We start from the raw sequence: 22,375 nt of genomic DNA on the forward strand, positions 1-22,375 counted from the left end.
TTACATCTAGTTCAATAAATATTTCCAATCCGTTAAACTTACGGGGAACGCCTCATGAAGTTTTACAACATCACCTATGACGATAATTGCCGGTGCTCCTATTTTTTCCTCTTTCGCTATTTCTACAATCGTTTCGATGGTTCCTAAAGCGATGTTCTCACTTGGCAAAGACCCATTCTGAATCAATGCAATAGCCGTATCACTTTTCCCTTCTTTGATAAACACATCCGCTATTTCTTTGAGTTTGCTTAAGCCCATTAAAATCACGACTGTTGCTGTCGACTTCGCAGCCAACTTTATATCCTCCGAAAGTTGTCCATTGCTCTTTGTACCGGTGATTACCCAAAAGCTTTCACTTGTTCCTCTGTTGGTCACAGGAATTCCCTGTAGTTCAGGAACAGCAATGGAGCTGGAGATTCCCGGGATTACTGCTGTTTCAATGTTAAATAGTTTTGCATGTGCCAACTCTTCATATCCTCTTCCAAATACAAATGAGTCGCCTCCCTTTAATCGAACCACATGTCCATGTGTAAAAGCTAAATCAATAATCAATGCATTGATTTGTTCTTGTGTGTAAGCATGATTGTTATTTCGTTTTCCAACAAATATTTTCAAGGTTCCAATAGGCGCATATTTTAATAATTCGGGGTTCACCAATGCATCGTATAATATTACATCAGCGGAGCCAATGGCTTCAACGCCTTTAACAGTAATTAAGTCAACATCTCCAGGACCTGCGCCTACCAATGTTAATTGTGGGATTTTATTGTTATGTGAGTTCATTTTCTTTTTGTTTTTTTTCACCCTCTAGCGTTTTTGCATTGGAGGATTTTGTGATTATTTGTCTGTTCTGAATTTGTCGTGTACTGATCTTAAAAAAGTTATCGTACCAACAACTCCCATGCTTTATATGATGTTTAAATTCTTTTTTCATAATGCTATTCTATTTTGTTCTCTCAATGCACTTGCTTGTTTAATAAACTCTTTTGCGTTTTTTAAATACGTCTCTGCAAACTGCTTTGTGGGCTCATTTTGGTTAATCTGTAAAACAAAGGTTCTGAAACTGCCATTTATATTGATTTCGTTGGTATCCACAAAATGTTTATCAAAATCATTGATAATATCGTTTTGTGTATTTGTTTTTAAACTTTTATCTAACAACAATGCTTTGGCTCCGCTAATAATACTTGCATAACTGTGATAAATACTATCGGCATACAACTCTTCATTCAATGCGCTTTCTGCCCAATCCAACTTTTCTTCTGCTTCAAAAATCAAGGTCGCCACCAAATCAATCATCACTCCGGCACATTCTCCCACTCCAATCTCGGTTTTGAATTCTTCCGTATGTCCCCAATCCAGGTATTCCTCCGGCAACAAGGTGCTATTATCAGCATGTGGTTTTAACAATTGATAGAAATAATCTTTCCCTTGTTTATCATAGTAATTATTAAAGTATTCACCTTCTACAGCGTTTTTTTCAAAGTCATTCAAAAGGGTTCTTAGCACTGCTGGGCCACGTTTGCTGGGCACTTTAATGATTTTCTCTGAAATTCGCCCTTCTCCGTTTCCAACAATTCCACCACCCAAAACCAGTTGCAATGCCGGAACAACAGCGGTTCCATTTTTAAATGAGCTTCCATGAAATCCAATTTGCGCCAAGCTGTGTTGCCCACACGAATTCATACAACCACTGATTTTTATTTTGATATCGTTGTTAAACAATAGTTCCGGAAACTCTTCCTTCACCACTCTTTCCAACTCTTTGGTGATTCCAGTGCTGCTGGATATTCCCAAGTTGCAGGTGTCGGTACCCGGACAAGCAGTAATATCGCCAACGCTATCAAATCCTGGATCGGCTAATCCTAATTTATCCAATGCTTTGAACAAAGCGGGCAAGGCTTCTTTTAAAACAAATTTCAACAACAAACCTTGATTTACCGTTACGCGTATGTCGTCTGCTGCATAGGTATTAACTAAACTAACTAACTCACGTGCGGTGTGTGAACTGATATTACCTAACTGAATTTTAATGTTCACACCATAGAAGCCTTGCTGCTTTTGCTCAAATACATTACTAACTAACCAATCTTGATATTTTTTATTATCACTTATTTTAAATGTCGTGAAAGATGCGGCTGACGTGTTTTGTTTCACCGGCACTGCATCGTAATTAATGGGAAATGTTGAATAACCCAATGCCAAACGCTCTTCCGCCACCAATCGCAACACCTCTTCAATTCCAATTTTATTCACCAAATATTTAATTCTTGCTTTATGACGACTTGCGCGTTCACCATGTCTATCGAAAACGCGCACCAATGCTTCCGTAAACGGAATGATTTGATCTTCTTCTAAAAATTCAAATGCTGTTTTCGCTAAAAAGGGTTGCGCTCCTAATCCTCCGCCAACAAGCACTTTAAAGCCTCTGGTGATTTTCCCGTCTATGATTTTCACTTTTGGAATAAATCCTAAATCGTGCATAAAAGTGTAAGCAGTATCTTCATCGTTCGATGAAAAAGCGAACTTTAATTTTCTGCCCAACTCTTGTCCGAATGGTTTTCTCAAAAAGTATTTAAACATTTCCTGAGCATACGGAGAAACATCAAATGGTTCTTTCGGATCGATGCCCGCAACCGCAGATGCAGTGATATTGCGGACAGTATTCCCGCAGGCTTCCCGCAAGGTGATATCGTCTTGCTCGAGTTTTGCCCACAATTCGGGAGTTTTGTCTAAACTCACAAAATGAATTTGCACATCCTGACGCGTAGTTAAATGTAGATTACCATTTGAATATTCATCTGATATATCCGCAATGCGTAACAATTGTTTCCCGGTTACCTTACCAAATGGCAATTTAATTCGAATCATCTGAACACCTTGCTGACGTTGACCGTAAACACCTCGCGCCAAGCGAAGAGAGCGAAATTTTTCTTCGTTCAATGTTCCATTTCGGAAGGCGTGAATTTTTTGTTCAAGTTCAATTATATCCTTTTCTACCAGAGCCTGTCCCGATTTGTTCGGGAGATTTTCTATTTCTGTTTGAAAGCTTTGCATGTTTTTTATTTTGTCTAAATGTGTATAAATCAAAAGCCCTTCTGCATTGCTGCGGAAGGGCTTTCAAATTTTGCTTTATCGTTTTTTATCTTTTACAATAATGCAATATGGTTGCCTTCCGCATTCGCAGATACATCATACAACACATACACATTGTAAATAAGTTTAATGTTAATAGTATAAAGTTTAAAATTGTCATTTTGTTTTTTGTTTTGTTTGTTTACCTCACCCCAACCCTCTCCAAAGGAGAGGGAGAATGCAAAAAAGGCTTCCCGTTTCTGGAAAGCCTTTTAAATGTGATTTAAAATATATGTTGTTACAACAGGCTTTCCATAATTACGCACACATCATACAGCACATCATTGAGCTGTTTGAAGTAGTTAACGTATATGTAAAGTTGTTGTTCATTGTTTCTTATTGCGCTGCAAATATATGACGCAAATTTTTAATCTTCCAAATTTATTTTTAATTATTTTGATTTTCATACTATTAACAGGCTTTTCGGAGGCAATATTTCAGTCCGTTTAAAGCTCCATTTCTCGACTCCCCCTGAAATGACATTCTGTAAGTCACTCCGGAAGGAGCCGAGAAGCATTTACTGCTTTACAATTTTGCGAACATAGGTATTCCCTTCCACAGAAATGCGCACAAAATATACTCCGTCATTTAATGATAGTTCGTTCATATGCAGATTAAATGTGCGTTCTCCTGCATATTGTTTTTGATTTAACAGAACAATTTTCTCACCTAAAACATTTAATAGTTCTATCAAAACATTTTGAGATTGATTTAATGAATAGGTGATGTTCAACTCATCCGTTGTTGGATTTGGAAATATGTTCATGGCTATTGTATTTGAATTGTTGTTAATGTTGGTTGTGATACTAAATTCGTCTGCTCCTATATCAACTGCTGCTGTAGGTGTTTGACAGTCGTAATCATCAGTCCTATTAATATGAGCGGTTCCTGCATTTATTGCCGAAGAGCTGGAAATCAAATGCAAATCAGGAAACAACGGATGCACTGCACCTGGATTAACATAATGTGCAGCACCTGAAGAGACAATGTTGGTAATCTGTAATGGCGTTGGAGCAGCTCCTGTAATATTCATGTATTCATCCATCATGTTGTTTTGAATAACACAGCCCGTTGCTTCTGAACCCGTAATTTCTATAGATGTTAACGACTGACTTTGATACGCATTTGAGCCGGGAGAATAAATGGTATTGTTTATAATCAAGGCATTGGGAGAACGGGAAACACCTATTCCTGCTCGTGTGTAGTTATCCCCTCGGATAAAATTGTTTCTAATAATTCCTCCCGAATGGGACGGCCCAACATCTCCCCAATTTCCAAAAAAGATTCCTTCATCACAATCTAAAATGGTATTGCGTTCAACCAATGTATTTGATGCTTGCTTAAAACATAAAATAGCCGGACCAGCAGAAAAGCCTGATGTATATTGATCCATTGATGCTTTAATTCTTCTGATGGTATTGTCGCGAATCTCCCAATTGCTGCCCCCTTGCAAATCAATTCCGTTGGTATACCAATAACCTGTTGGCAAGGAAGTTGTGTATTCCAACAACGAACATTGAATTACACCATTATCACTAAACATACCTGTTCCACTTACATTCACTTTTATAAGCTGTTGTCCGCCATCCACAATATGTACATTATGAATCAGTACATTGTCGATATCAAACGTGGTGTTGAAATTGATTTGTATCGGGTGACAATCAATGTCCTTAATCGTGATATCCGCAATGGTACAATTGCCTCTTGCTATTTGTATTCCATGATAATCCCCGCTCTGCGATTGCATTCCGGTACCGTTAATAATCACCATGTCTCTGTTCCCTGATAAGGAACGAATGGTAATATCAGGCTTGGAAACAAGGATATACGTTCCTGCTGGAATGTTATACGTTCCATCTGCCAAATAAATTGTTGTTGGACCCGTTGCGGCTGCAATGGTTGAATTAATTGTTGCAATACTCACCGCTGGAGATAGCGTAACAACTGCACCGGGACCGGGAGGTAAGGCAATTTCACAATTGCATTGTGCATTTGAGCTTTCTGTAATTGCAATGATTAGAAAAATCAACATAAAGATGATTAATAAAACTTTTCTTGCTTTCATTTTTAATTGGATTTGTTGGTTTGATAAAGCAAAGAAAATGGCTGCTCACAATTGAAGCAATTGTTTAATTTTTTATTTGTAGGTTTCTATTTACGACTATAAAACAGCTATATTATTATATCTCAATATTTTAATAATAAATATATATTCATAAATTGACATATATTATGGCATAAAACAATGTAAAAAACACATATTTTAGATTAATCAGATTGTAGTTATCTAAATTATAGTATTTTTACACAATCAATTGCTTTTCAATAATTTATGATTTCAAAACAATCTATCATTGGTTTAATAAAATCACTTTCCGGATCGGAGAAGCGCTATATCAAACTATCCACTGAATTCAGAGAGGACAGTAATTCTACACGTCTCTTTGATTGTTACGAGCGCATGCGGACTTACAATGAAGCGTTTATTAAAAAAGAATTTAAAGGAGAAGCCGTTTTAAATCAAATTCATGTAGCTGAAAACTATCTGTACCACGCAATTCTAAAGTGTTTACGTAATTACCATTCCGAAAGCAGTATCGAAATTGAAATAAAAAACCAATTGAACGATGTAGAAATTTTATATCGAAAAGGCTTGTATCAGCAGTGCAGAAGCACATTAAATCAAATAGAAAAAACGGCATTGAAATATGAAAATCATTTTGTTTTGTTGGAAGTTTATAATTGGTATGGCGAACTCCGTCAGGTAATGGCGGATAACAAATCATTCCCCGACCATATAACACTATATCAAAATGAATTAAATAGTTTGAATGCTCATAAAAACACGATTGAATACAAAAAAATTTCCAGCGATCTGTTTTTCAATTTACGCTCAGAAGGAATGTATCGCGATAAAGAACAAATGCGAGACATCGACAAAATTGCTCTTTCGTCCCTGTTGCAATCCGAAGCAAAGGCCACTACCTTTCGCTCTAAACTAAGCTTTTATCAACTACATGGGGCTTATCGAACGTTAAAAAGTGAGATTGAAATAGCAATTGGGTATCAACAAAAAGTAGTTTCTCTTTTGGAAGCGAATCCACATCAAATACAAAAGAAACCACTCTTTTATTTAATCTCGATGAACAACTTAGCAATTGGACTAACAAAAATTAAACAATACGATGAAGCCCTGGTTGCAATTGAAAAATTGCGCGCATCTACCAAAACATTCCACATAAAAAATAGCATCGATTGGCAAACAAAACTATTCACCATCACCTCATCCTTAGAATTGGATGTATATATAAAGTCTGATGACTATACAAAAGGAATCGCCTTAATCCCTCAAATACAAAGCGAATTAGAGCGATTAGAAAAACATGTTAGTCCGGTTCACGAACTACAATTCAGCTTTGCTTTTGCACGTTTATTGCACGCAAACAAAAAGTACAAAGAATCGTTACGTTGGGTAAATAAGCTACTCAACAATCCAAACAAAGAGGTGCGTTCAGACATTTATTGTTGTGCGCGAATGCTACAAATTATTATTTATTATGATTCAAAAGATTGGGAGGCACTTCCATTTGCCATTATAAATACAACTCGCTATTTAAAATCCACGAAAAAATTATACCGTGCAGAAACAGCTCTGTTGGCTACAATGCGGAAACTAGAAGATGTTGGCAAACAAAAGGAATTGCAACAGTTGGTGAAATTAAGTGCTGCCTTTGATGAAATTTTTTCAGACAATCTAGAAAAAAATTTGCTAGACAATTTTGATTTTTCAAGTTGGGTAAATGATAAAATAAAATTGCTTCAACCAGTAGAGAACTAACTACCGGTTGAAGCAATCTGTTTGAAATAAGTTTACTTAATCACTACTTTCCCAATACCAATAATACTTTCAGAAGTGTATATCTTATAGAAATAGATTCCGTTTTGTAAATCCGCTCTTGAAATTTCAAATTGTTTTTGAGAAATTCCACTCATCACTTTCACTTTTTTACCCAATATGTCTGTTAACTCAAATGAATACAATTCATTCACCTTTTCCGATTCAATAACAAACGTGGCATTGTCTGTAAACGGATTTGGATAAACCGTAATGTTACCATTTTCACTTGTTTGTCCTTCAATAGACATCGGCATTGCATACGTATTGATTGCTGTATTCGTAATCACAGGTGCATTAAAGTCGAAGTAAATAAATACTTTATTTTCGATGACCTCACCATATGCTGGCGCTGCTGCTTTCGACATTCTGAATAAAACATGTCCATGACTTCCTGGTTCATTGCTGGTACTATCCGGCAACATGATGTTATCGAATTTCCAACGAATAACATTGCCCGGTAAAAATTCAACAACATAAGAATGGCTTGCTTCAAGCATTTCAAAGCTCAACAAATCCAACATCGAAGAAATGGTGTCTGTCACATTGATGTTTACTGCAGGACCAGAACCCGTATTTTGGAATTGAACCAAATAGGTAAATTCTGTTTCCGTTAACCCGATATTCCCTGTTGCGCCATAGCCCGATGGAGAAACCGTTTTTGCATTCGGATCGAATGAACCGGTTACAAAGCGTGTATACACATAGTTATTACATCCGGGATTAATATCTGTTCCATTGGTAACAGTGGCATTCACATGGGCCATTGTTACTGTCCCCAGCGGAGTAGTTGGAGGGGTATAAAAAGTAACAGAAAAGAATTGCGCAGTAAACGGATTGATTGTATAATTCCAAAAAATGGTGTCTCCAGAAACACTGCTGGCCAGAGGTGATGAAGTCACATAGTTTAAGATACTTGGCAACACAAGATAAGCCACTCCAATTGCTGTTTGGGTTCCATAGTTATGAAGAGTTGTGTAATAGGCTCCATTAAATCCGGGAACAATTCCTGTACTATAGGTCGTGATACAAACATCGTAAATAGGAGGCAACGTATATGCAAAATTATTGTTTAAACTCGTGCTTCCTGAAGTAACCGTTACGGGATAAGAAGCTGTGCAAGCTGCTTCCAAATCCGTCAGCGTTGTTGGTGTAACTGTATAACTTCCATTGGGTACCCAAACAGAATAATATCCTGAAGCATTGGTATACCCATAATATGTTGATGTTCCGCTGGTAACTGTAACATAATATCCAGCGATAGGACTATCTCCTGCATCAAAAAGACAGTTGGTATTGATGTCGTTGTATACATACCCAGTAATAAATCCGTAAGCCGGAATCGTTGAAATTAAAAATGTATACATGGCGCATTCACCATTATTATCAGTAATTGTAACGCTGTACATTCCTCCTGATAATGAATAAATATCTTCTGTTGTTGCACCATTGCTCCACAAAAAGGTATATGGAGGAGCGGAACCCGAAACGGTTAAGTCAATAAACCCATTGCTTAAGCCTGATCCGGTTTCGTTTTGAGGAACACTGGTAACCGCAAAGCTTGTTGAATTCACCGAATTTACAACAATCGTATAGATTCCAATACAACCATTCACATCGGTAACGGTTGCTATATAGGTACCCGGACAAACACCTGAAAAGTTACCGTTGGTTTGTTGAGGAAATCCTGTTAAATCATATACATATGGGGCAGTACCACCTGATTCGAATACACTCACCGTACCATTACATACTCCACAAGCAGAAGGGGTTGCTACTGCCGTTGCAACAACAGGTGTTGTATTTGTTATGGTTGCTACTGCCGTTGAAGAGCATCCTGCACCATCTGTTACTGTAACGGTATAACCTCCTAAACATAAATTTGAAATACCTGTTGTTCCATCTCCTGTTGGTGCTCCTGGTGCCCAATCGTAGGTATAACCTCCTGTTCCACCTGTTGCCGTTACGTTTGCGCTACCATTACACACACCGCAACCGGTTGGTGTTGTACTTGTTATTGCTGTGATAGATGACGTACTTGCAACTGTGCCCAAAGCGGTAGAAGTACATCCGTTTCCATCTGTTACGGCAACCGTATAGGTGCCAGGGCACAACCCTGTTATTGTTGAGGTTGTTGCACCAATCGACCACGAGAAAGTATAGGGAGGCACTCCTCCTGTTACTGCAATCGTTGCTGTTCCATCACATGCACCGCAAGAAGCTGGCGTAGTTGATACTGTAGCCACTGCAAGTGGCAATGGTATTACTGTTGCTGTTGCTGTGGTTGAACACCCTCCAAGTCCCGTTGCTGTTAACGTATAAGTTCCGGGACATAATCCAAAGGCATTCATCGTTGTACCAACATAACCCGGTCCAATCCATGAATACGTAACTGCCCCTGCTGCGGATGTTGTAATCGATCCACTGCATGTTCCACAGGCATCGGGAAGTGGAAATAATGTTACAACAGGAGGTGTATTCACAGTAACTGTTGCAACCGCAGTTGCTGTACATCCGGCAGTTGTTCCTGTTACGGTATAAGAGGTTGTTGTTGCAGGCGTAACAATAATCGGATTTGTTGTTGCACCGGTGCTCCATACATAGGTTGTTGCTCCGGTAGCCAATAGCGTAACTGGTCCTGTACCCAAACAGGTTGTTGTGGAATTCACTGAAACAACTACCGCTGCCGGTTCTGTTAAATTTAATGTATAAAATGCTGTACTCATATCACTGCTATCAATGGCTGTAACAATGTACGTTCCTGCACATAACCCTGAAATATTTGCCCCCGTTGCTGTATAACTCGCAGGACCTGTCCAGGTATACCCATAAGGACCAATACCACCGGAAGCCATTGCAACAGCAGAACCATCGCATGAGCCATTACAAGTAGGATTTGTTCCGATAGCTGTGGCAACGTGACCAGTTGCAAAGGCTGCTACTACACTTGAAAAAACAAGTAAGCAGGAAAGTGTAAATTTTTTCATTTGGATAGTATTTGAGAGTAATTGAACAATGTTTGTTTAATAAGTTTTACCCTTTATGGGGTTTTCAAAAAGTGTTTCACGCTTTCTTTGCATAGAGATGTTTAAATTTTGATTTTAGTTGCATTCAAAATTTGCTCTGGTCATCTTTTAAAAATCATTTTTATGAATTACATCGATATCTTACTTTGTATTCCGCTTGTTTGGGGCCTCTACAAAGGTTTTACGAAGGGACTTGTGATTGAAGCTGCCACCTTGGTTGCATTCAGCTTAGGAGTTTGGGGTGGAATTACATTCTCTGATTACATTGCTCAAAAAATGTCGGAAGGCTTCGACTGGAAATCTCCCTATTTACCCATCATTGCGTTTGCGCTTACTTTTTTAGTGATTATTGCTTTTGTTTTTTTAGTCGCAAAAATGATTCAAAAAATGGTGGATGGTGTTGCACTAAGTGCGGTCAATAAGATTGGCGGTGCTGTATTTGGTGCCTTGAAATTTGCGTTGATGATGAGTGTGGTTATTTTTATGATTGATGCTGTGGAAGAAAGTTATCCCATGATTTCATTTACAACAAAGGAAGAATCATTACTCTATCGTCCTGTTGGGAAGATAGCACCTACGTTGATTCCAGCATTGAATAAAAGCAAAGTTGCTGCAATGATGCCGAAAGCGGAAGATGTGAAAGTAGAAATTGAAGTGGATCCTTCCAGTTTGTTAGATACAACAAAAGTGGATGTGAAATTGAAATTGAAAGAATAAAAATAAAAAAGACTTACATCTCTGTAAGTCTTAATACTTGATACCTGATAATTAATACCGGTTATCCAGCCAACGCTTCTGCTCCACCAACAATCTCTAAGATTTCGTTTGTGATGGCTGCTTGACGTGCTTTGTTGTATGTTAATTTCAATTCTTTAATCAATGCTCCTGCGTTATCAGTTGCTTTGTGCATTGATGTCATACGTGCACCATGTTCAGCCGCATGTGAATCTAATAATGCTTTAAACAATTGTGTTTTTAAAGAGCGAGGAATTAAATCTGCAACGATAAATTCTTTACTTGGTTCAAAAATATACTCTCCAACTTTTTTATTATCGGATGCAGCTGGTGCTTGAACCGGCAGATATTGTTCTGTTGTAGGGATTTGTACTGCTGCGTTTTTAAATTGATTGTAGATTAATTCTACTTTATCAAATTGTCCGTCAACAAATACTTGCATAATTTTTTCTGCAACCGGAGCAACATTTACAAATGTTAATTCATCAAACAATTCGTTTAAGCCACGAGGCATGTCCGAACCAATGATTCCGTAATCTGTCTTTTTAAAATAATCTGCCGCCTTTTTACCGATACACAATACACTTACATTGTTTCCTTTGTAATCTTCGCGTGCCAATTTCATTGCTGCTTTCAACACGTTTGCATTAAATCCACCGCACAACCCACGGTTAGAAGTAATCACAACCAACAATACATTTTTTATCGGACGTTGTTTTGAATATGCTCCATCCGAGCTATCCAAACTTGCGCTTAAGTTTTCCAGAATTTCCTTCAACTTACTTGCATATGGGCGCATTTGTGTGATTGCATCTTGTGCTCTACGCAACTTAGCCGCACTCACCATTTTCATAGCGCTTGTGATTTGTTGCGTTGAACTTACAGATACTATTCGGTTACGAACCTCTTTTAAATTTGCCATTTTATTAGATGTTAGAAAAGAGATTTGAGATAGGAGACAAAAGTCTCACCTCTCAAATCTATAATCTCAATTCTTATTTATAGTTTGCAGATAAATCTTTTGCTACTGCTTCCAACACGTTTGTGATTTCGTCAGTGAATTTTCCTGCTTTTAAATCGTTCAAGATATTTTTGTGTTTTGCTTCTAAGAATGCGATGTATTCTGCTTCGAATTCTTTTACTTTATTTACAGGAACGTTACGCAATAAACCTTTTGTTCCACAGTAAATAATTGCAATTTGTTGTTCTACACGTGCCGGAGAAAACTGTGCTTGTTTCAAAATTTCCACGTTACGTGCACCTTTATCCAATACTGATTTTGTAGCAGCATCTAAGTCGGAACCGAATTTAGAGAACGCCTCTAACTCACGGTATTGCGCTTGATCCAACTTCAAGGTACCAGCCACTTTTTTCATGGATTTAATTTGAGCGTTACCACCTACACGTGATACAGAAATACCTACGTTGATAGCCGGACGAACACCAGCGTTGAACAAGTTCAACTCCAAGAAAATCTGTCCATCGGTAATCGAAATTACGTTTGTTGGAATGTATGCAGAAACGTCACCTGCTTGTGTTTCAATAATTGGTAAAGCAGTTAATGATCCACCACCTTTAACGATATCCTTAATAGAATCCGGCAAATCGTTCATGTTTTTTGCAATCTCATCATTCGAGTTGATTTTCGCAGCACGCTCTAATAAACGGCTATGTAAGTAGAACACGTCACCAGGATACGCCTCACGTCCCGGAGGTCTACGTAATAACAAAGAAACCTCACGGTAAGCAACTGCTTGTTTTGATAAATCATCATAAACAATTAATGCAGGTTTTCCGGAATCGCGGAAGAACTCACCAATTGCTGCACCTGCGAAAGGAGCGTAGAATTGCATTGGAGCAGGATCTGATGCTGTTGCTGCTACAATTACAGTATACGCCATTGCACCATTCTCTTCTAATACACGCTGAATGTTTGCTACAGTCGAACCTTTTTGTCCGATTGCCACATAAATACAGAATACAGGATTTCCTGCTTCATAAAACTCTTTTTGATTGATGATGGTATCAATTGCAACCGCAGTTTTACCTGTTTGACGGTCACCAATGATTAACTCACGTTGTCCACGACCGATAGGAATCATCGCATCAATCGCTTTCAATCCTGTTTGTAATGGCTCAGTAACCGGTTGACGGTAGATAACACCCGGTGCTTTACGCTCCAATGGCATTTCATATAATTTACCGGTAATTGGTCCTTTACCATCAATTGGGTGACCCATTGTATCAACAACGCGGCCTAACATTCCTTCACCAACTTGTAATGAAGCAATTTTACCGGTACGTTTTACAACATCACCTTCTTTAATATCATTTGATGAACCAAGTACAACCGCACCAACGTTGTCTTCTTCAAGGTTCAATACAATTCCTTTTAATCCGCTAGCGAATTCAATTAACTCACCGGACTGAACTTTTGAAAGTCCATAAATACGAGCGATACCATCACCTACTTGCAACACGGTACCAACTTCTTCTAATTCTTGCTCGGATTTAAATCCTGATAATTGTTGTCTTAAGATTGCAGATACTTCTGCCGGTTTTACTTCTGCCATTTTATTATTGGTTGTTTGTTATTACTTGTTTGTTGTTGGTACAGATAATCATCCGTACTTAAAATTCTTTTATAAATGGGTTTTCTTTAAATGTGCGTTTAAGGCTGTTTATTTTTTCGCAATACTTGCATCCACTTGCTTGTCGCCTACGCGGATAATAAATCCACCAATTAAATTTTGATCAATTTTTTCTTCCAATACCACTTCACTCGAGCTCACACCTTTCACAATTTCCATTACTTTTTTGCGTGTTGCATCATCAATTCCATTTGCTGTTGTAACAACTGCAGTAAGAATTTTCTTCTTCTCTTTGTATTGATTCACAAATTCATTTGCAATCTCTGCCAAATAGATCTCTCTTTTTTTAGCAGTAATTAATTGAATGTAGGTATCGGTAACTTTATTTAGTTTGCCGGCAAATATTTCCTTTAAAACAGCTTGTTTTTTATCCGTTTTAACAATTGGGCTTTTTAGGAATACTACAAAATCGTGATTAGAATGACACAAATCACTGATTGTTTTCATATCACCATACGCTTGCTCAAATACGCCTTGTTCCATCGTTAAGTCGATGAATGATTTTGCGTATCGCGATGCTACTCTTGTTCCTTGCATGTTTTTATCGTTGTTGGTTATTGGTTGTTGGTTGTTAGTGTTCCATCAACTAACAACAAGCAACTAACAACTAATTTAAGTTAACGTCCTTCAATAAAGTATTTACCAACGTTTTTTGTTTTTCGTCAGATGATAATTCTGATTTCAAAATCTTTTCTGCGATTTCAATCGATAAGGTTGCCACTTGATTTTTCAATTCAGTGATGGCAGCCATCTTTTCGTTTTGAATGTTTTCACGAGCAATGGTTAACAAACGTTCTCCTTCTTTTGCTGCAATTCCTTTTGCATCCGCAATCATTTTCTCTCTGATTTCGCGCGCATCTTTTAATAATTGATCGCGTTCTGAACGTGCATCTGCTAAAATTTTCTCGTTGTTTGATTGCAATGCTTTCATTTCTGCTTTTGCATTTTCAGCTGCTGCCAATGCATTTTCTATTGAAAGCTCGCGCTCTTTAATCATTCCAAGAATTGGTTTCCAAGCAAACTTTCTTAATAAGAAAAGAATGATTGAAAAGGATACCACCATCCAAAAAATTAAGCCAATCGAGGGTTTTACTAATTCCATTTTTTTAGTTTTTATATTTTAGTATCATTCCTACCAACACGGAGGAACCTTTTTATTCTGTAATTTAAAAAAATTGTCTGCAGCAACCCTGCAGACAATTTTCATTTTCTTTACTTGATCAAAACTACCAATAGTCCGATAACCATTGCAAAGAACGCTGCACCTTCAACAAGTGCCGCTGCAAGAATCATGTTCGAACGAATGTCGTTGATCGCTTCCGGTTGACGAGCGATTGACTCAAGTGCTGATCCGCCAATACGACCGATACCAAGACCTGCTCCAATTGCAGCCATTCCAGCGCCTAAAGCAGCAATTCCGTAAGTAGTACTTACTGTTGCAGCTTCTTGTAATAATACTGATGATAACATTGTGTAATTATTTTATGTTTTTGCCTTACCGGAAGTTTTTAAAATCCTGACTGCCGGCAAAGCTACCCAGTCAGAATAAATATCAATTAATGTGCAGTCGCATGGTCATCCACATGATTGTGAACATCATGTCCTTCATCAATGGCTGCACCAAAATAAATCGCTGACAACAAAGTGAAAACGTATGCTTGTAAAAAGGCAACTAACAATTCTAAGAAGCCCATAAATACTGTAAATACTAATGAGAAAAGCGAAACGCCAAATCCTAAACCGGCATTCATTTCACCAAAAATGAAAATCAAACTAAAGAACGCCAATGCAATGATGTGACCAGCCGTAATGTTTGCGAACAATCGGATCATCAATACGAACGGACGTAAAAACACACCTAAAATTTCAATAGGAGTAAGGATAATTAATACCGGAATTGGAACACCCGGCATTGCAAATACGTGACGCCAGTAATGTTTGTTAGCAATAAAGAAGGTGATCAATAATGTAAATCCAGCCAATACCATTGCAATGGAAATACTTCCTGTTAAGTTAACGCCTCCCGGGAAGAAAGGAACCAAACCTAAATAGTTGCTGAACATAATGAAAAAGAAAACCGTCAATAAGAAAGGCATAAATTTTTCATAACGTTTTTCACCAATACTTGGTTTCGCAACATCATCACGCACAAACATAATCAACGGCTCGATAAACGATTGTAATCCTTTTGGTGCTTTGCCCGGATTTCTTTTGTAAGCTTTTGCAACCGAAAGAAAAACCCATAACATCAATAGCATGGTAACAAACATCGATGCTACATTTTTGGTAATTGACAAATCTGTCAATTTTGCTGTTGCATCTTTATCAACGCTTTGGGTTAACTCGTCAAATACCACAACACTTCCTTCGTGTAAGCGGTAATTGTATTTCCCTTGATAAGCAGCGTGACCGTGGTGAAAATTAGAAGAAGAAAAGATATCTAACCCTTTGTCTGAATAAATAATAATTGGTAACGGAATAGAGACAGCGTGTTCGTGTTCGCCCCACATATGCCAATCGTGTGAATCGGCAACGTGCTCTAAAATCATTTTCCCGGCATCAAAGGTGCTTTTTTCATGCGATTCAGCAGGGTGAGCTTCAGTTGCAGCTGCATGTACCGTCTGGTCTTTATCGATTGGTTCGTAAGCAAATGATGCAAACGAACTAAAAAGCATTGCTGTTATAAGTAAAAAATGCTTGGATGTATTGATTTTATTAGCCATTTCCTAAATGCGTTTCTCCGTTTTTAAATTCGGGTGCAAACTTAGTCAATATAACAACGATTTGAAAAAATTTAGGGGTGTTTTTTTGATGATTTCTGTCAGCGGGATAATCACGAATATAAACGCCTGATTATTAACGACAAAAATTATTTCTTGAAGTGTTTCATCAACATAACTACTTCAAAACCACTATATAAAAGATATAAGGTCAGGAACCAAAGTGTAAAACCAAGGGCTGCCTCTTTCTTCAATAAAGCATAAATTACGATAATTATCAAATATCCGAATAGTTTCATGGCGGTAATGCCCATAAAATAGCCCACAAATCGTTTCGGTTCCTTTTCAGAAACGCTGGTTAGCAAATAATGTATTCCTGCTGTGGTAACAATAAAAAACACCCACAAAGCCAGCAATAAATCACTTTGAAAGCGAGCGCTGGCATAGCCTTTCCACAAAAACAGGATCCCCAATGTAAAAACGGAAAAAATAGCGAGTTTTAAATAAAATGATTTTGAGAGTGTGTTCATAGGTAAAAATCGATGGACAATTGAATGCCGAAAGGGTTATTTTTTAATGACGTCCTTGATAAAATAATACATGGCCAAGAAAACGGAAAGCAATGTAAGTACAAGTGTAAAAAGGGGAAATCCAAGCACGAGCCATTTATCTAAATAAATACCTCCCAATACTCCACCAACAATAATGGCGGCCATTTGGGCCGCCATTCCCGAATATTTTACATAGCTGTTAAGCTGTTTTTTCGGCAAGTTTGGTTTGTTCTGTTCGTTCACCTTTTATATCTTTAATTACTCCACCCATACTGCAGGTGCCGGTAAATGTTGCCCCCGGTTCAATGGCTATTTTGTTGGTGATAATATCCCCACTTAACTTCGAAGAAGCTTTCAGCGCCAATAACTCCGCCACCCCAATTTTCCCTTTTATGGTTCCGGAAATGTCAGCATTCTGGCAAATAATCTCCCCTTCTACCATTCCGGAAGCTCCAATAACCAACTTCCCTTTCACATTAATAGATCCTGTTAATGACCCATCAATACGCATATCTCCATTTGTGGTAATATCTCCTTCAATAGTAGTACCTGCACCGATTAAATTTACCGATTGGCCTTCTGAAATGTTATTTTTTGCCATTTGATTGAACATTTTAGTGTTTTTTGCTTGTTTTTATGTAAAACTAGTCATTTTTCGTCAAAAAAGCCAATTTATTTGAAATTTTGACTAAAAAACTGTTCATATTCTACAATGTTTTTGTCCTTATAAAATATGGTGTAATTGTCTGCCGAAATAACAAAAACCTGGTAGGTTCCTTCAACCAAATCCGATGTTAAGTCTTTCCGAGCGTTCATTGCTGTGAAATAATCCATTGCCTTTTCTTTCCCATCAAACGCTTTGATATTTACCATTTGGTGAGTGATATCTAAAAATAAACTGGAAATGGAAATGTCGGCCGTGCTATATAACTCCGTATTAAAATCCGAAAGCTTGGTTTTAAACTTATTGATGTCTCCTTTTCCATTCTCAACAATAATTAAACAATAATATTCACCATCTTCATTAAAAGCAAATTTTACACTTTTAACAGGAGGCGTTGTTTTTGTTGAATCAGAACTTGTTGCGACAGCAGGATTTTTTTGCTTTTTAATCATGTCCAACATTTCCTGTGCCTTTTCTTTTACAGGATCTTTCGGATATTGAATAATCACACTTGTTAACGCGTTTTCAAAAGCCGTGATGTCTTGCGTGCGTCCAATACATAATGCTTTTAAAAAGCTGAATTTGGGTATTAAATTACTTTTAGAATAAAGCGAGTCTGCCTTTTTACAATTTTCATAGGCCTGCAAATAGTTTCCGGAACCATATAGCTGATAGGTTTCGGTGTAAAACTTTTCTACTTGACTTTTGCTTGCAGCGATATCAGCCGCATAGCTCGGGTTTTTAATAATGGTTGCATAATCCGAATCCGGATAATCTTTAAGGAGAAGATTTTTATAATAGTCTGCTTTCGGCTGATTGTTCATCGAAAGATAAATTCGATATAGCTGATAGTAGGTGGTTAGTTTGTATTTGTTTTCAGGATAGCGTTGCAACAATTCCTCAAACGACTCCACCGATTTCTGACTGTTCATCAACTGCTCCTTATAAATGGAACCTACATTATAATAAGCATCCACAATTCGAATGTTCGATTTTTCGAATGCTTCCAGAGTAAGTGGAATATTTTTTAGATAATAATTTTTATCCTTTTTGTTTTTTGTTTTCGACTTCGATGCTAAGGATGTTCCTCCATTTAATGTTTGGGCTGAATCACTAATATCCGTTACTCCATCTTCATTTACAGCATTTGCAATTACCTGGTCTTTATCACTTCTTCTCCAGTTGTCTTCCAACTTACGATCACCCCATTTTTTTCTAAAGGAGGTTGCCCCAAAACTCATGGTGGTAGGATTATAAAACTGCCATGCCGATCCGGAAGACGCAACTTCATTCACAGGAGGAGTATTGTTAGACGCATTGGTCAGCGCAAGTAATCGTGCTTCCTCCTTTGCTTTTTCTTCCTCCTCCATTTTCGAAATCATATTTTCGATGGTGCGCTCACGTTCCTTATCACTCATTTTTCCTAAACGTTGTAAACTATCTTCGAGTGTAATGATGTTTAAGTTGGTCACCAATGCTGTCAAACTTTTTTTCTTTTCATCGATCACAACATAATCCACATAATCCTTTGGAAGCACAGTCATTGTGCTATCATAATTCGCTTGTGCATTTTTATAATCCGGCTTCTCAAAATAAATATCTGCACGTTTTAAATACGACAATGCCTTTTGTGTATTGTTGCTGGTACTCGCTTTTATAGACTTTCCAAGGTAAGTAAGAGCTAATGGAATGTCGTTCTCCTTTTGAGCAATGTCTGCTAATGCATAATAAATCTGATCTTGAAATTCGATGTTCTTATCATCGCGCAACATTTTGTTCAATTGCTTTTTAATCACCTTGCTTCCACCGGAAGAGATATCATATAATTTCGCACGGTTGATTTGTGCATTAAATGCCATGTCATAAGAAGGATGAAGTCCGGGAACCAACGAATAATAATAGGACGCCTTTTTATTGTCTTGCAACTTTTCATACACTTGGGCTAAAACGTAAGTATAACGAGCCTTTGTTGCTTTTTTACGTGTAAGCGCAATCGCTTTTGTAAGGTGTTTAATAGATGCACTATAGTCTTCTCGTTTAATATGATAATCGGCTGTTACCAATGCCAATTCCCTTTGAAACGATTTGTCAGTTGGGAAATCGGTTGCATTTCGTATCTCATCCAAACTCGCTTCTGTGAGCGAATAACTTCCAATTTCATTGTTGGTGCGCATCATCCAAAGCATTCCGGTATACTTTGCTTCCGGATTGGGATAGATTCTGGCAACATATTCAAACGCTTCTAAAGCTGAAAACAAATCGCGTTTGTAAAAGTGAGCCTTCCCGATTAACACATAATTATTGTCAATCCATTTACAGGCATTCGGAATTTCTTTTTTTGATTTTTTTTCGGTGATGGTGTGACGCTGAATCACCAAGGATGATTTTTTTATTGTTTTATCACAATCACTAAAATAGGATTTTGCGGAAGTATTGTTGGTATAAATAAACAGCGGAATGATTTTAGAAAAGTCGTCTTTGTTGGCTTTCTCAATCTTTTTAACTGTTTCTTTAATGTTTTCGTTTGAGTAATAATAGCCATTAAAACGCGCAGTCATGTTATGCCAACCGCGGTGCATAAAGGTGTTTTTATTTGTTTTACAACCGTTTAAAACGAGTAGCAAACAAACAAACAAACTTACTTTTAAAAAATAATTACGTTTCGTTTTCATTCTGTATGTAAATTTCTGCATCAAAAATGGATTTAAAACCATTGTCGCAACACCTTATAACTGCAGAATCGCAAAAATATTTTATTTTTCTCTAAAAACGACACAAAATACTAATTATTCCTCAATATGAGGGGATTTAACACGAGAATTTATGCTCCTTTTAACCAAATTATTTTGCGATATTTGTAGCTTATATGAGCGAACAAAAGGAAAATAAGAAGAAATTTTTGCAACGATTGCGTCATCGCTACCGATTGGTGGTGATGAATGACGATACGTTTGAAGAAAATTTCTCGCTTCGCTTAACTCCATTGGGGTTAGTAATTTTGCTCGGCTCTGTTACCATTGTGATGGTGATGTTGGTAACCTCATTAATCGCTTTTACACCTTTGCGCGAATACATCCCCGGTTATGCGGATGTGGGTATGCGAAGAGAATTGATTAATCTGACCATGCGTTCCGATTCATTGGAGCAAGCACTTATTGAACAAAATTTATTCAACGAAAATCTGGCCCATGTGCTTCGTGGAGACCTCAAAACAGATACTACTCAAAATCAACCGGACAAAAGCAAAGAATACGAAAAACTGAAATTATCGGCTTCACAAAAGGAAGCACAATTAAAGTCTTCTATTGAGTCGCAAGACAAGTACAGTTTAGCCTACGGAGCAGAAAGCAGTAAAAGTGGGATTAGTAATTTCTTCTTTTTTACCCCCATTAAAGGGGTTGTCTCTGATCAATTTAAAAGCAAAGAGCGCCATTACGGAGTAGATATTGTTGGCCCGGAAAACGAACCCATCAAAGCAACGTTAGACGGAACAGTTATTCTCGCAACCTGGTCGTCAGAAACCGGCTATACAATTACTGTTCAACATACAAACAATCTTATATCCGTCTACAAACACAATTCGGTATTATTAAAAAAAGTAGGCGATTATGTTAAGGCGGGTGAAGCAATTGCCATTATTGGTAATTCGGGCGAACAAACAACCGGTCCGCATTTGCATTTTGAATTGTGGTACAATGGAAGCGCGATTGATCCGCAAGGATACATGGTTTTTTGATGGAACGCAGATAAAACGGATAAAACAGATTTAAACGGGTTTTATTGTACTCTGTTTGCAAATTGATTGGGTGTTTAAAATGATTTACCAAAACGAAATTGTCAGATAAAAAAAACATAGCAATACTTGGAAGTACCGGTTCTATTGGAACACAGGCGCTTGATGTGATTCGTGCGAACAAAGAAGCATTTACTGTTGAGGTGTTAACCGGCAATGGAAATGCCGATTTGCTCATCCAACAAGCCATCGAATTTGACCCCAACACAGTTGTAATTGCGGATGAAAGCAAATACCAATACGTTAAACAAGCGTTGTCGGCTCACGATATTAAAGTTTTTGCCGGAAACAAAGCCATTGCAGAGGTGGTGCAAATGGACAGCATTGACATGGTATTGGCGGCCATTGTTGGTTATGCAGGCTTGGAATCTACTCTTTCTGCAATCAAAGCCGGTAAACAAATTGCCTTGGCAAACAAAGAAACACTGGTTGTTGCTGGAGACATTGTAACGGCACTCGCAAAAGAAAAAGGCGTGAATCTTTATCCGGTGGATTCTGAACACTCCGCTATCTTTCAATGCTTAGCCGGTGAATTTCACAACCCGATTGAAAAAATATATTTAACCGCTTCTGGTGGACCGTTTAGAGGAAAAGACACGACATTTTTAAAGTCCGTAAAAAAAGAACAAGCACTCAAACATCCCAACTGGGAAATGGGTGCAAAAATCACCATCGACTCGGCATCCCTAATGAACAAGGGGCTTGAAGTGATTGAAGCAAAATGGTTGTTCGGCTTAAAACCCGAACAAATTGATGTGATTGTTCATCCACAAAGCATCGTCCACTCGCTTGTTCAATTTACCGATGGGAGTATGAAAGCACAAATGGGCCTCCCCGACATGAAGCTCCCAATACAATATGCAATGGGATATCCCGATAGAATTAAATCGGATTTTCCACGTTTTGATTTTTTAACATATCCGCAACTTACATTTGAACCAGCCGATACAAAAACATTTCGTAATCTTGCACTTGCGTTTGAAGCGATGCACAAAGGTGGAAACGCCCCTTGTGTATTAAATGCCGCAAACGAAATTGCTGTTGCAGCATTTTTAAAAGACAAAATTGGTTTTTTACAAATGAGTGATGTGGTAGAAAAGTGCTTGCAAACTGTTGCCCATATTGCCAAACCAAGTTATGAAGATTATGTGGAGACCGATAAGGAAACAAGAAGAATTTCAGAAAAGATGATTTAGTTATAA

General features: G+C 37.7%; 18 protein-coding genes. 4 read left to right on the forward strand and 14 right to left on the reverse strand.

The window, feature by feature from the left end; genetic code table 11:
- Window positions 1-6 precede the first annotated feature (6 nt).
- From cobA to IPP64_00255, 3 genes are all read right to left on the reverse strand, one after another.
- A complete protein-coding gene (gene cobA, locus IPP64_00245; GenBank protein MBL0327863.1) occupies window positions 7-783 on the reverse strand; it encodes a uroporphyrinogen-III C-methyltransferase in 777 nt (258 codons plus the stop codon).
- A 147-nt stretch (window positions 784-930) separates the two neighbouring features.
- Complete coding sequence (locus IPP64_00250; GenBank protein MBL0327864.1) at window positions 931-3,057, reverse strand: HEPN domain-containing protein; 2,127 nt, start codon at window positions 3,055-3,057, stop codon at window positions 931-933.
- A gap of 595 nt (window positions 3,058-3,652) precedes the next feature.
- A complete protein-coding gene (locus tag IPP64_00255) occupies window positions 3,653-5,203 on the reverse strand; it encodes a T9SS type A sorting domain-containing protein (GenBank protein ID MBL0327865.1) in 1,551 nt (516 codons plus the stop codon).
- Window positions 5,204-5,470: 267 nt separating this feature from the next.
- On the opposite strand from IPP64_00255, the gene IPP64_00260 reads away from it, so the two are divergent.
- Window positions 5,471-6,976 carry a hypothetical protein gene (locus IPP64_00260; GenBank protein ID MBL0327866.1) on the forward strand — a complete coding sequence of 502 codons (1,506 nt, stop codon included), beginning with the start codon at window positions 5,471-5,473 and terminating at the stop codon, window positions 6,974-6,976.
- 32 nt (window positions 6,977-7,008) lie between these two features.
- Here IPP64_00260 and IPP64_00265 read toward each other — a convergent pair whose 3' ends face one another.
- Complete coding sequence (locus tag IPP64_00265; GenBank protein ID MBL0327867.1) at window positions 7,009-10,020, reverse strand: T9SS type A sorting domain-containing protein; 3,012 nt, start codon at window positions 10,018-10,020, stop codon at window positions 7,009-7,011.
- Window positions 10,021-10,182: 162 nt separating this feature from the next.
- On the opposite strand from IPP64_00265, the gene IPP64_00270 reads away from it, so the two are divergent.
- On the forward strand, window positions 10,183-10,776 hold the full coding sequence (locus IPP64_00270; GenBank protein ID MBL0327868.1) for a CvpA family protein: 594 nt from the start codon (window positions 10,183-10,185) through the stop codon (window positions 10,774-10,776).
- Window positions 10,777-10,837: 61 nt separating this feature from the next.
- Here the strand turns inward: IPP64_00270 and atpG are convergent, their stop codons facing one another.
- The 10 genes from atpG to IPP64_00320 form a co-directional block, all read right to left on the reverse strand.
- Window positions 10,838-11,716 (reverse strand): ATP synthase F1 subunit gamma, encoded by an 879-nt coding sequence (atpG, locus tag IPP64_00275; GenBank protein MBL0327869.1) that lies wholly within the window; start codon window positions 11,714-11,716, stop codon window positions 10,838-10,840.
- A gap of 73 nt (window positions 11,717-11,789) precedes the next feature.
- Window positions 11,790-13,367: a F0F1 ATP synthase subunit alpha gene (locus IPP64_00280; GenBank protein ID MBL0327870.1), complete on the reverse strand. Its 1,578-nt coding sequence runs from the start codon at window positions 13,365-13,367 to the stop codon at window positions 11,790-11,792.
- A gap of 108 nt (window positions 13,368-13,475) precedes the next feature.
- On the reverse strand, window positions 13,476-13,982 hold the full coding sequence (gene atpH / locus IPP64_00285) for an ATP synthase F1 subunit delta (GenBank protein ID MBL0327871.1): 507 nt from the start codon (window positions 13,980-13,982) through the stop codon (window positions 13,476-13,478).
- 70 nt (window positions 13,983-14,052) lie between these two features.
- Window positions 14,053-14,547 (reverse strand): F0F1 ATP synthase subunit B, encoded by a 495-nt coding sequence (locus IPP64_00290; GenBank protein ID MBL0327872.1) that lies wholly within the window; start codon window positions 14,545-14,547, stop codon window positions 14,053-14,055.
- Window positions 14,548-14,657: 110 nt separating this feature from the next.
- Window positions 14,658-14,915: an ATP synthase F0 subunit C gene (atpE, locus tag IPP64_00295; GenBank protein MBL0327873.1), complete on the reverse strand. Its 258-nt coding sequence runs from the start codon at window positions 14,913-14,915 to the stop codon at window positions 14,658-14,660.
- A gap of 86 nt (window positions 14,916-15,001) precedes the next feature.
- Window positions 15,002-16,168 (reverse strand): F0F1 ATP synthase subunit A, encoded by a 1,167-nt coding sequence (atpB, locus tag IPP64_00300; protein ID MBL0327874.1) that lies wholly within the window; start codon window positions 16,166-16,168, stop codon window positions 15,002-15,004.
- A gap of 146 nt (window positions 16,169-16,314) precedes the next feature.
- Complete coding sequence (locus tag IPP64_00305) at window positions 16,315-16,695, reverse strand: hypothetical protein (protein ID MBL0327875.1); 381 nt, start codon at window positions 16,693-16,695, stop codon at window positions 16,315-16,317.
- A gap of 36 nt (window positions 16,696-16,731) precedes the next feature.
- On the reverse strand, window positions 16,732-16,893 hold the full coding sequence (locus tag IPP64_00310) for an AtpZ/AtpI family protein (protein ID MBL0327876.1): 162 nt from the start codon (window positions 16,891-16,893) through the stop codon (window positions 16,732-16,734).
- Between the two features lie 22 nt (window positions 16,894-16,915).
- Entirely contained in the window at window positions 16,916-17,317 is a 402-nt protein-coding gene (locus IPP64_00315; protein ID MBL0327877.1) for a polymer-forming cytoskeletal protein, read from the reverse strand.
- A gap of 71 nt (window positions 17,318-17,388) precedes the next feature.
- The gene (locus tag IPP64_00320) at window positions 17,389-20,073 is read right to left on the reverse strand and encodes a tetratricopeptide repeat protein (protein MBL0327878.1); all 2,685 of its coding nucleotides are present in this window, start codon (window positions 20,071-20,073) and stop codon (window positions 17,389-17,391) included.
- Window positions 20,074-20,246: 173 nt separating this feature from the next.
- Between IPP64_00320 and IPP64_00325 the strand changes: the two genes are divergently transcribed.
- The gene (locus tag IPP64_00325) at window positions 20,247-21,116 is read left to right on the forward strand and encodes a M23 family metallopeptidase (protein MBL0327879.1); all 870 of its coding nucleotides are present in this window, start codon (window positions 20,247-20,249) and stop codon (window positions 21,114-21,116) included.
- 98 nt (window positions 21,117-21,214) lie between these two features.
- Complete coding sequence (locus IPP64_00330) at window positions 21,215-22,369, forward strand: 1-deoxy-D-xylulose-5-phosphate reductoisomerase (protein ID MBL0327880.1); 1,155 nt, start codon at window positions 21,215-21,217, stop codon at window positions 22,367-22,369.
- Window positions 22,370-22,375 lie beyond the last annotated feature (6 nt).

Source organism: Bacteroidota bacterium, assembly GCA_016722565.1.
Lineage (GTDB): Bacteria > Bacteroidota > Bacteroidia > 2-12-FULL-35-15 > 2-12-FULL-35-15 > 2-12-FULL-35-15.